The following is a 10,271-nucleotide window of genomic DNA, read 5'->3' on the forward strand; positions in this document are numbered from 1 at the left end:
GGTCCGGCGGCGTTGAGGCGGCCGCCGGCGCCGAGGAACAGGCCGGTGCCGATCGCGCCGCCGATGGCGATCATCTGGATCTGCCGCGGTTTGAGGTTCTTGTGATAGCCCTTGTCCTCCGCGTGGAGGGAACTTTCCGAGGCGTGCGCGTGACCGCCGTCGATGATGTGGTCAGGGATGGGGGTGGGGGGATTCGACATGCGTGTCCTTAGTATGTCCGTGGATTGGAAGGCCGAGTGGGCCCACGACCGCCGGGTTCCCTGACCGAGCTTGCGAGGTTAGGGAGCGGTTGGGGATGGTTGATCCTTTCGATACGGAGAAGATCCTGCTGGGTTGGAAAGTTGTGGGGCGGCAATCTGCGGGTTTAGAAGACAGACCAGCCGGTGCGGTCGGAGAGGTCGGCGAGCGCCGCAGTGCCGGCAAGGGAGTTTCCCTTGGCGTCCAGCCGCGGGCTCCAGACGCAAATGGCGCAAACACCTGGAACGATGACCAGGATCCCGCCGCCAACACCGCTTTTACCGGGTAGGCCCACCCGGTAGGCGAACTCGCCGGCGGCGTCGTACATCCCGCACGTCAGCATGATGGAGCCGATGCGTTTCGCGTCGCTGCGGGACACCACGGTTCCCAGCGCTCCCTGGCCGTCGCGGGCGAGGAAGAGTCCTGCCTTGGCGAGTTCCACGCAGGACATCATGACGGAGCATTGGCGGACGTAGTTTTCCACCACTGATTCCGCGGGCTGCTTCAGGTTGCCGAAGTCCTTCAGGAAGTGCGCCAGGGCCAGGTTGCGGCTGCTGCTGGCGAGTTCGCTGGCTGCAGCGGCCTCATCGATGAAGGGCCCAGTGCTGGCCGCCTGCTCGGTGAGGAACCGCAACACCTGGGTGGCGGCGTCGAACGTTTCTTCCATCAGGTGATCGGTGACCACCAGGGCGCCGGCGTTGATGAAGGGGTTCCGCGGGATGCCGTGCTCCAGTTCCAGCTGGACCAGGGAGTTGAACGAGGTGCCGGACGGTTCGCGCAGAACACGGGACCACAGCGTTCCGGAGCTGTCGCCTTGAAGGGCCATTGCCAGCGTGAACACCTTGGAGATGCTCTGGATGGAAAACGGGACATCGGCGTCGCCGGAGCTGAACATCTCACCGGAAGTGGTGGCGACGGCGATCCCGAACCTGTCGAAGGGTACCGCTGCCAGGAGGGGAATGTTGGCCGGGACAGAGCCGGTTTCCCGCTGTGGCCTGTGGCTGCTGACGATGTCGTCCAGTATCGCGTTCAACGGCGGTGCTTTGAGTGCTGTGGTCATTTCCTGCCCAGTTGTTGTTGAGGTGTGCTGGCCCATTCCTGGATGTGGAGCAGGGCCACCAGCGAGTCCCGCGGGTTGCCGAAGTTAAGGCCGGTCACCCGGGAGGCCTTGCCGATCCGGTAGTAGACGGTGTTCTTGTGCAGCCCCATCCTGCTGGCGCACTCTGCGGCATCGAGCGACGCTTCGAAGTACGCGTGCAGGGTTTCCGCGAGTTCTGTGTCTTGCCGGAGTAGGGCGGAAAGACTGCGGTGGCGGAACGTGGAGGACGTGAAATTCCGGACCGCCTCGCGGAAGAGGATCTCTCCCTCGAAGTCGTCCACCGTGGCAACGCCCCTGACCTGCGAAGTTCCCACACACCTCAACAGGGCCTCGGTGATCCGGGTGGTTGTGTATAGGGACAGCAGGTCCGGTGCTACTGGACCGACGGCTGCGAACGGGCTGATGCCGAGGTGCTTGCCGGCATCCCGGACGATGGACTCCGCCAGGCTCCGCAGTCCGGGTTCCGCGGAGGCTGATTGCAGGCCAGGGACAATGACGGCGGTATCGCCCTTGAACTGGCCCACGACGGCGGACGCTTTGTAGGCGGCCGCGTGGATGGACGCCAGGTTGGCGAGTTCGCCGTGCTTCAGGGCTGCGTCATCGGCTTGGGCTTCGGAATCGGGCATTCCAATCAGGATCAGTGCGGCCGGGCGCTCAGCGGAGATCTTCTCGCTGTGAGCACTGGCCGCGGCTTCGGCCGAACCTGACAGTATCCGCGCAATGCGGTCCTCGCGCATGTGCACGGATTGCTGGTTGCGGTGACGGATCAGCTCGGCTGAGGCCCGCGCCGCAGATCCTTTCAGCACATAATCAACGTCCGGGCCGAAGCCGTCCCCGGTTTCCTGCAGCCAGATGTAGCCCATGATCCGGTCCCCGGCGAACAGTGTGACGGCCACCCGTTCCCGCAGCCCGTCCTGGGGCCGGGCGGGTACCCGCACCGGCAGCCGGGTCCTGTGCAGTTCACGGTACGCGCCCAGGTCCTTCAGCAGGAGCTCGTATTTACGCGGACCGCGCCGGGCCAGGATGGAGGCCTTGCGCAGCTCGTCGATGTCGTTCGAAACCGTGGAGTATGCCAGCACCTTGTTGGCGGCGTCTTCGATGAGCACGTGGCTGGATGTGAGCCGGGCGGTGGTCTGGGCGATGGCAAACAGGTCCTCTTCCAGCAGCGTCAGCACTTCGCTCTGGTAGCTGCGGGGCTGGATGCGGTCCTTGGCAATGGACAGCAGCCGGTCCCAGTCAGCCCCCGGATCAACCAGGAGCAGGCCCGTGCCGGCATCGCGGAGCAATTCTTCAGCTTCGGTGAGCTCTTCACGCCTGCCCTTGACAGCCACCACCGGCGGAGGGTTCTTCAGGAGCCGCCGCAGCGCGGGCAATGCCGAGCGGCCACGGACGCCGATCAGCAGGACAAAGGCCGCGCCGCCGTCGGACGTCTCATCATCCGCATCCACTATCAGGAACCGGTCGATCGCAGAGCGGGCAGGGGACGGCCGAAGGATGAGGCTCGCGAAACCCAGAGGGAGGTCCGCGAGGATGTCGTCCACCGTAACGGCTGCCATGGGCTTCCTTCTGCGTCGATCCGGCCGGACGGCTCTGTCCGGTCAACTCATGCTATCGACGCGGGCTCCCCCAAAATATGTAAGCGAACCCAAAGGCTGTGGCAGCTTTTCGGGTGACTGACCAAGTTTTGACGGTGCAAGGCCCTGTATAGCCGATCTGTCCCCGTTGGCGTCACGACCAAAAGTCGGACGCCTTCGCCGTGTCCTCTATGAACTCGTTGACCTCGGTAACTTTCCCGTCTGTCAGTGTGAACACCAGGACGCCGTGCTGCTCCATGGACTGGCCATTGCGCTGTGCCTGAGCGGTTTGCAGGCCCACCGTATGACGTTCGCCGGGGATGACGTCCTGCAGCTCAACTTTGGTGGTGCCGCCGGACCGGGAAAACAGCTCACCGAAATAAGCCAAAATCTCGTCTGACCCTTGTTTGACCCCGGCGAGGCCGCCACTGCCGCCGACGCGGTAGACGGCGTCCGGGGCGAAGAGGCCCTTGAGCGTTTCCATATCGCCCGAATTGAATGCTTCGTAGCCGCGCCGCACCACCGCGGCGTCTTCCTGCATGCCCATCGCGAACCCTTTCCAACACCATTGTCTGGGTCCCAGCGCAGCAATTTTAAGCCTGGCGGTTGGGGTTGTCCATGGCTCGCGCGTCCGTCTTCGCGGCCGCACTACGCTACCGCTCCACGGACGGCGCCGCTTTTGCCCTAGAGGTAGTCGCCGACGTGCTCCCGGGCGATTTCGAGAAGCGTGGACTGGAAGGCAACCTCGGCCGGGGCGTACACCTTGTCTTGGCGTTGAGCCAGCAATACCCGCCGCATGGGCGCCGCCGCACCAAGACTGATGACCCGTACGTCCGGGTGCTGGAGGGCCACCGCGGTTCTGGGCACCATCGCCACACCCATGCCGACGCTGACCATGGCCTGGGCCTCCTGATAGTCGTTGGCGAGGAAGCCGATGGTCGGCTCGAACCCGGCGTCGTGCGCTGAACGTTGCAGGACCTCGACCACCGGGTGGCCTTCCGCGCGAACTATCCAGGACTCCGTCCGCAGCTCCTCCATCTTCACCTCGTCCCTGCCGGCGAGAGGGTGCCCGCGCGCGACGAGGATCACCGTGCTTTCCTGGAAGACCTCGGTTATCCGGATGGAATCGTCGTGGAACCTGTTCCAGGGATAGTCCCAGAGCAGGCACAGTCCGGTGATGCCGGACTCGAGGTCCGACACGAGTTCGTCAAAGCGCGCGCTTCGCACCGAGAGGCCAATTGCCGGGTACCGCTTCTTAAAGGCGCGGATGACAACCGGCAAAAAGGAACCGGCAAGGGTGGGGAACGTACCTAAGGTCAAGGAGCCGCGTTTCAGGCCCGCGATCTGGTCAAGATCGGACTGAGCCGCCCGCATCTGACCGATGATCTTACGGGCATGGCCGGCCAGCACCTGCCCGGCCTCGGTGGGCACCACCCCGCGGGAGCGGCGGTTCAGTAGCGGCTGTCCCACTTCCTGTTCGAGCTTCCGCAACTGCTGGGAAACGGCCGACGGGGTGTACATCATCAGGTCAGCCGCGGCCGTGATCGACCCTTGCTCCACGACCTCAACCAGGAGGGCCAAGCGCCGGATGTCGAATAAATCCTGGTTCTCGTCGTTAAGCAACACTTCACCCTTCTGTCAGATCAGTTCATTCTATGCATTCAAAGGCAAATCCTTGCCTTCACTAGGCACCTTCGGTCGCCTCTGAGCGGGCAAACCGATCCGGAGTGCCAAAGCTGCCAGTGATTGAAGAAACACTACATACACCCTCAGAAATTGAACATTGTCTTCATATGTGATCCGGCTCATTCTCTTACCAGGCGCCCTGAACAAACTGCGTGACCCGAGAGATGTGGAAAGACTATGAAGATAGAAGCTGAATGGATGCGTGGAGGCACCAGCAAGTGCTGGGTCTTCGAAACGGAGCACCTGGACGAGACCCGTACCAGCCTGGATGAGTTGCTGCCGCGGCTGTTCGGGAGTCCCGATCACCGGCAGATTGATGGTGTCGGCGGGGCAACCTCGACTACCAGCAAGGCCATGATCCTTCGGCGGCCGGCCGATGAAGATGTCGACGTCGAATTCACCTTTGCCCAGGTCGGCATCGAAGAGGCGGCGGTTGACTGGGGCAGCAATTGCGGAAACTGCTCCGCGGTCGTTGGACTTTACGCGATTGAGAAGGGGTGGGTGGTCCCCCGCGGTGACGTCACCCGGATCGTCACCCGCAACACGAACACCGGCCAGGTCATCGTCCAGCGCGTGGCCACTCCCGCAGGAGCCCTGCCCATCGTTCCGGACGCGCAGATGCCAGGGGTTGCCTTTCCGGGCTACCGCGTGGGGCTCGGCTTCCAGGACCCGGCCGGCAAGACTACTGGGAATCTGCTGCCCACCGGCGCCGCAAGCGACACGATCACCGCAGGCGGAACGCGCTGGACTGTATCAATGGTCGACGCCGGCGCGCCGGTGGTGATCGTCCGCGCTGAGGAGCTGGGCCTTGACACCGCCCGCTACGACAGTTGGGCAGCCGGCGTGGAACTGCAGCTGGAAACGTTGGAGCACATCCGCCGCCAGGCTGCCGTACGGATGGGGCTGGCACCAACCACCGCCGCTGCTGCCCGCGCCATCCCCAAACTCGCGATAGTCGCCTCCCCCGTCCAGCCGGACCCGGACAGCGACGTCAACGTCATGATGCTCTCGATGGGCAAGCCCCACCCTGCCCTGGCCATCACCGGGAGCATCGCCCTGACTCTCGCCTCGCGGACTCCGGGCACCGTACTCAGCAGCATCACCTGCGACATCCCGGGGACCAAGCTGCGGCTGCGCACGCCCGCAGGGGTGATCGAGACCTGGAGCGAGGAACACGACGGGTCCCTCCTGGTCGGCGTCGACCGGACGGCCCGCACCATCGCCACCACCATCATCCACCTCCCCGAGGCCCTCGGCAGTGCCGTCGAAGCCTCCCTAGCATCAGCCACTCAATGAGGAGCCAAGATCATGACTAAGACTATTTACCAGCCTGTTTCCGACACAGAGACCGATGTCCGGGAAGTTACTTCCAAACGTCCCAACCGCCGCCGTCGTATCCTGCTGATAGCGGTAGCCGCGATCGCGATCCTGGGTCTGATCGCCCTCGTGTTCGGGGGTGCCATCTTTAACCCGGCGGCCACCCCGGAATCGGAGCCGACCATGACCGCCACACAGATCATCCCCCTGGTCATCCTTGTCGTGATGTTCATCGTCGCCACAAAATGGCCGCTGAACATCGGGGTGATGGGCTTGGTGGCATCATTCGGCGTCGGGTACTTCATGCTTGGCATGAGCGACAAGCAGATCCTCGACGAGTTCCCGGCCAGCATCGTCCTGACGATCATCGGCGTCACCTACTTCTTCAGCATGGCCCAGCGGAACGGCACCATCAATATCATCGTCCAGACCTGCGTGCGCCTCGTCAGGGGCAAAACCATGCTGCTTCCCTGGGTGTTCTTCCTGATCGCCGCCGCACTGACCTCGCTGGGCACCTTCTCCCCCGCCGCCATCGCCCTGTTGGCACCCGCGGCCATCGGATTCGCCTACGAGTCCCGCATCCACCCCGTTCTTATGGGCGCCTTCATCATCAACGGCGCCCACGCCGGCGGCTTCTCCCCACTGTCTGTAGCCGGCGTGCTGGTCCATGACATTTCGGTAAAGAACGGCTTCGCCATCGACCAGGGCTCGCTCTTCGCGGCCAGCTTCGCCCTGAACCTCATCCTGTCCGCGCTCACCGTGGCCCTGTTCGCCCTCCTGGGCAAGCTACGCGACAGCAAAGGCGGCCAGCACGCGGACGTTGACACGTCCCGGACGGGCCGTCCCCAGGGCCAGCAGATCCTCACCCTGGCACTGATCGCCGTCATGCTGGTGTGCACGCTCGGCTTCCACATGCCGATCGGCTTCGTGGCCCTCGCCGCCGGCCTGCTGCTGGCCTTCGTGAACATCAAGGAACACCAGACCTTCATCGGCGGAATCTCGTGGTCCACCGTCCTGCTGGTGGCCGGCATGATCACCTACGTCTCCCTGCTCCAGCACGTCGGCGTCATCGATACCCTGGCCGAGCAGGCCCTCGCCCTGGGCGCACCCCTGCTCATCGCCCTGATCCTCTGCTACGTCATCGGCGTCGGGTCGGCGTTCGCGTCCTCCACCGCACTGCTCACCGCGTTCATTCCCTTGGCCGGCCCACTCCTGGCCACCAGTTCCCTGAGTGCCTCCGGAACCGTTGCCGCCCTCGCCATCGCCGCCACCGTGGTGGATGTCTCCCCGTTCTCCACCGACGGCGCACTGGTGGTGGCCAACGCCCGCCCCGACGACCGGCAGCGCGTCTACAAGCAGCTTATGGCGTACGCCGGCGGCGTGGTGCTGGTAGCCCCGGCCTTGGCCTGGGCCCTGCTGGTACCCACCGGCATCATGTAACAGTCCGCCCCGTAATCGGAACCAGCTTGTAGCGGCCCGCCGGCATCAGCCGGCGGGCCGCTTGGTTTTAAGCTCAGCCGGCAGTGGCCGCCGCCAGCGAAGCGGATTCGTCGGCCGTTTCCGGCTCCGCGGGACGCGGCACAAACCGGACGAACATTGCCTTAAAGCCGGGGGTGTTGGACTCCCTGGCTACGTTTTCCTTGTGGACCAGGGCGTTGGCTTCGGGGAAGTACGCGGCGGCGCAGCCCTTCGCCGTCGGATAGGCCACCAGGCGGAACTTGTCCGTCTGCCGGTCGTGGCCGCGGAAGGTGCTGACCACGTCCACGAGGTCCCGGTCCTTGAAGCCGAGTTCCGCCAGGTCCTCCGGGTGCACCAGGATCACCCGGCGGCCGTTGGAGATGCCGCGGTAGCGGTCATCCAGGCCGTAGAACGTGGTGTTGTACTGGTCGTGGCTGCGGATGGTCTGGAGCACCAGGTGCCCGTCCGGCGGCGTCAGGTATTCCAGCGGGCTGACGGTGAACCGGCCCCGTCCGATGTCCGTCTTAAAGGACCGGGTATCCCGCGGCGGGTTGGGCAGCACGAACCCGTTTTTGGTCCGGACCCGGGTGTTGAAGTCCTCAAACCCGGGCAGGACGCGGGAGATGTGGTCCCGGATAACGTCGTAGTCCTCGGCCATGGCTTTCCAGTCCACGGAATGGCCGGGCCTGAAGGTCGCTTCTGCCATCCGCGCCACGATCACCGGTTCGGCAAGCAGGTGCTCGGACACAGGAGTCAGGCGCCCCTGCGTGGAGTGCACCACGGACATGGAGTCCTCCACGGACAGGAACTGCGCGCCCTTGGGGTGCTTGTGGTCCTTATCCGTGCGGCCCAGCGTGGGCAGGATCAGGGACGTGCGGCCGTGCACGATGTGGGACCGGTTGGGTTTGGTGGAGATGTGCACGGTCAGGCCAATCCGCTGCATGCCCGCTTCCAGCGTTTCGGTGTCCGAGCAGGCGAGCGAGAAGTTGCCGCCCATGGACACAAAAACGTCCACCTCGTTCCGCTCAAACGCTTCCACGGCTTCCACGGCGTCATAGCCGTGGTGGCGCGGGGACTGGATCCCGAACTCATTGTCGAGTGCATCGAGGAGCCATTCCTTGGGCTTTTCCCAGATGCCCATGGTCCTGTCACCCTGCACATTGGAGTGCCCGCGGACCGGGCACGCGCCGGCGCCGGGCTTGCCGAAGTTGCCCTGCAGGAGCAGGACGTTAACCATTTCCTTGATGGTGTCCACGGAGTGCGGCTGCTGCGTCACGCCCAGGGCCCAGCAGAAGATGGTGGCCTTGGAGCGGATCAGCATTCCGGCCACGGTTTCGATCTGCTGACGGGACAGGCCTGTGGCCTTCTCGGTCTCGTCCCAGTCCAGTTCCTTGCGGGCGTCGCGGTAGGCGTCGAACCCGTCGGTTTGCGCGTCGATGAAGGAACGGTCGACGACGGTGCCCGGGTTGCGTTCTTCCTCCGCCAGGAGCAGGTGGCCAAGCGCCTGGAACAGGGCGAGGTCACCGCCCACCTTGATTTGCAGGTACTCATCGGCCAGCGGCGTGCCGCCGCCGACGACGCCGGAGACGGTCTGCGGGTCCTTGAAGTTGAACAGGCCGGCCTCGGGCAGCGGATTGACAGCCACTACTTTGCCGCCCTTGTCCTTGCACTCCTTCAGTGCCGAGAGCATGCGGGGGTGGTTGGTGCCCGGGTTCTGGCCGACCACGAAGATGAGCTCGGAATCGTGGATGTCCTCCAGGGACACGGTGCCCTTGCCGATGCCGATGGTGGGGTTCAGCGCCGAGCCTGAAGACTCGTGGCACATGTTGGAGCAGTCCGGCAGGTTGTTCGTGCCCAGGGACCGGGCGAACAGCTGGTACATAAACGCGGTCTCGTTCGCGGTGCGCCCGGACGTGTAAAAGACGCAGCGGTCCGGCGTGGAGGCCCGGATGTGCTTGCCGATCAGGTCGAAGGCATCGGCCCAGGAGATCGGGGAATAGTGGGTCTCCCCTTCTCGGATCACCACCGGCTCGCTCAGCCGGCCCTGGTTGCCCAGCCAGTACTCGGTCTTCGTTGAGAGTTCGGCGATCGAGTGCTTGGCCCAGAACTCCGCGCCCACGGTACGGAGGGTGTTTTCCTCCGCCACCGCCTTGGCCCCGTTCTCGCAGAACTCGGCCGCCTTGCGCTTCGTGGCCGATTCGGGCCAGGCGCAGCCCGGGCAGTCGAATCCGCCCTGCTGGTTCAGCCGCAGCAGGGACTGCGCCGTCCGGGTGACGCCGGCCTGGGCCACGGCGCGTTCGAGGGCCACCATCACGGCCTTGACACCCGCGGCCTCGGTCTTGGGCTTGTGGACTTCGAGGTGGTCCTCGTTGATGTCCGCGACGGGGGCGGGCTGCTTACCGAACTTCATTGTTCCAACTTCCGTTGCGGCTCGCGCCGTTCTTGTTCATAACGCCCGTTGAGGCGCGCCAGCTGTCCTGGCGCGCCTCAACGGGTTCCTGCTATTCACGGACCGTGCCTTATTCGGACACCTTAGCCAGCGTTTCGCGTTCGGCACCAATGGTGGTGTTATCCCCGTGGCCGGTACGTACCACGGTCTCCGGCGGGAGCGTCAAAAGCCGTTCCCGGATCGACTTCAGGATGGTGGGGTAGTCGCTGTAGGACCTGCCGGTGGCGCCGGGTCCGCCGTTGAAGAGGGTGTCGCCGGTGAAGACTGTTCCCTCACTTTCGAGGTGGAAGCAGGTGGAGCCCGGGGAATGGCCCGGGGTGTGGATGGCTTCCAGGGTTGCCCCGCCGACTTCGAACACGTCACCGTCGCTGTGGTACCGGTCCGGGTCAGCATCCGGGTAGACCTGTTTCCAGAGGACCAGGTCCTCCGGGTTCATGATGATCGGGGCGCC

General features: G+C 64.5%; 8 protein-coding genes and 1 pseudogene. 2 read left to right on the top strand and 7 right to left on the bottom strand.

Features of this window, described 5'->3' with window-relative positions:
* The 5 genes and pseudogenes from AB4Y73_RS20000 to AB4Y73_RS20020 form a co-directional block, all read right to left on the bottom strand.
* Positions 1-200, bottom strand: a pseudogene (locus tag AB4Y73_RS20000) (amino acid permease); the annotation flags it as partial.
* A 164-nt stretch (positions 201-364) separates the two neighbouring features.
* Complete coding sequence (locus AB4Y73_RS20005; RefSeq protein WP_441874369.1) at positions 365-1,297, bottom strand: glutaminase; 933 nt, start codon at positions 1,295-1,297, stop codon at positions 365-367.
* Positions 1,294-2,892, bottom strand: coding sequence for a PucR family transcriptional regulator (locus tag AB4Y73_RS20010; protein WP_441874371.1), 1,599 nt, complete (start codon positions 2,890-2,892; stop codon positions 1,294-1,296). Before AB4Y73_RS20010 ends, AB4Y73_RS20005 begins: the two co-directional genes overlap by 4 nt.
* A 172-nt stretch (positions 2,893-3,064) precedes the next feature.
* On the bottom strand, positions 3,065-3,457 hold the full coding sequence (locus tag AB4Y73_RS20015; protein WP_441874373.1) for a nuclear transport factor 2 family protein: 393 nt from the start codon (positions 3,455-3,457) through the stop codon (positions 3,065-3,067).
* Between the two features lie 137 nt (positions 3,458-3,594).
* Positions 3,595-4,533 (bottom strand): LysR substrate-binding domain-containing protein, encoded by a 939-nt coding sequence (locus AB4Y73_RS20020; RefSeq protein ID WP_441874384.1) that lies wholly within the window; start codon positions 4,531-4,533, stop codon positions 3,595-3,597.
* 240 nt (positions 4,534-4,773) lie between these two features.
* Between AB4Y73_RS20020 and AB4Y73_RS20025 the strand changes: the two genes are divergently transcribed.
* The gene (locus AB4Y73_RS20025) at positions 4,774-5,892 is read left to right on the top strand and encodes a PrpF domain-containing protein (RefSeq protein WP_441874375.1); all 1,119 of its coding nucleotides are present in this window, start codon (positions 4,774-4,776) and stop codon (positions 5,890-5,892) included.
* A gap of 12 nt (positions 5,893-5,904) precedes the next feature.
* The gene (locus AB4Y73_RS20030) at positions 5,905-7,353 is read left to right on the top strand and encodes an SLC13 family permease (protein WP_441874377.1); all 1,449 of its coding nucleotides are present in this window, start codon (positions 5,905-5,907) and stop codon (positions 7,351-7,353) included.
* Between the two features lie 73 nt (positions 7,354-7,426).
* Here AB4Y73_RS20030 and AB4Y73_RS20035 read toward each other — a convergent pair whose 3' ends face one another.
* Both AB4Y73_RS20035 and AB4Y73_RS20040 read right to left on the bottom strand, forming a co-directional pair.
* Positions 7,427-9,781 carry an FdhF/YdeP family oxidoreductase gene (locus AB4Y73_RS20035; RefSeq protein WP_441874379.1) on the bottom strand — a complete coding sequence of 785 codons (2,355 nt, stop codon included), beginning with the start codon at positions 9,779-9,781 and terminating at the stop codon, positions 7,427-7,429.
* A 109-nt stretch (positions 9,782-9,890) separates the two neighbouring features.
* On the bottom strand, positions 9,891-10,271 hold a 381-nt coding region (locus AB4Y73_RS20040), incomplete at its 5' end, for an MBL fold metallo-hydrolase (protein WP_441874381.1).

The organism is Pseudarthrobacter sp. TAF60_1 (assembly GCF_052113505.1).
GTDB lineage: Bacteria > Actinomycetota > Actinomycetes > Actinomycetales > Micrococcaceae > Arthrobacter.

What these genes read in the sequence shown, in the direction of transcription:
- AB4Y73_RS20005 (WP_441874369.1), bottom strand. Translation starts at nt 1,297, where the DNA reads ATGACCACAGCACTCAAAGCACCGCCGTTGAACGCGATACTGGACGAC.
- AB4Y73_RS20010 (WP_441874371.1), bottom strand. Translation starts at nt 2,892, where the DNA reads ATGGCAGCCGTTACGGTGGACGACATCCTCGCGGACCTCCCTCTGGGT.
- AB4Y73_RS20015 (WP_441874373.1), bottom strand. Translation starts at nt 3,457, where the DNA reads ATGGGCATGCAGGAAGACGCCGCGGTGGTGCGGCGCGGCTACGAAGCA.
- AB4Y73_RS20025 (WP_441874375.1), top strand. Translation starts at nt 4,774, where the DNA reads ATGAAGATAGAAGCTGAATGGATGCGTGGAGGCACCAGCAAGTGCTGG.
- AB4Y73_RS20030 (WP_441874377.1), top strand. Translation starts at nt 5,905, where the DNA reads ATGACTAAGACTATTTACCAGCCTGTTTCCGACACAGAGACCGATGTC.
- AB4Y73_RS20035 (WP_441874379.1), bottom strand. Translation starts at nt 9,781, where the DNA reads ATGAAGTTCGGTAAGCAGCCCGCCCCCGTCGCGGACATCAACGAGGAC.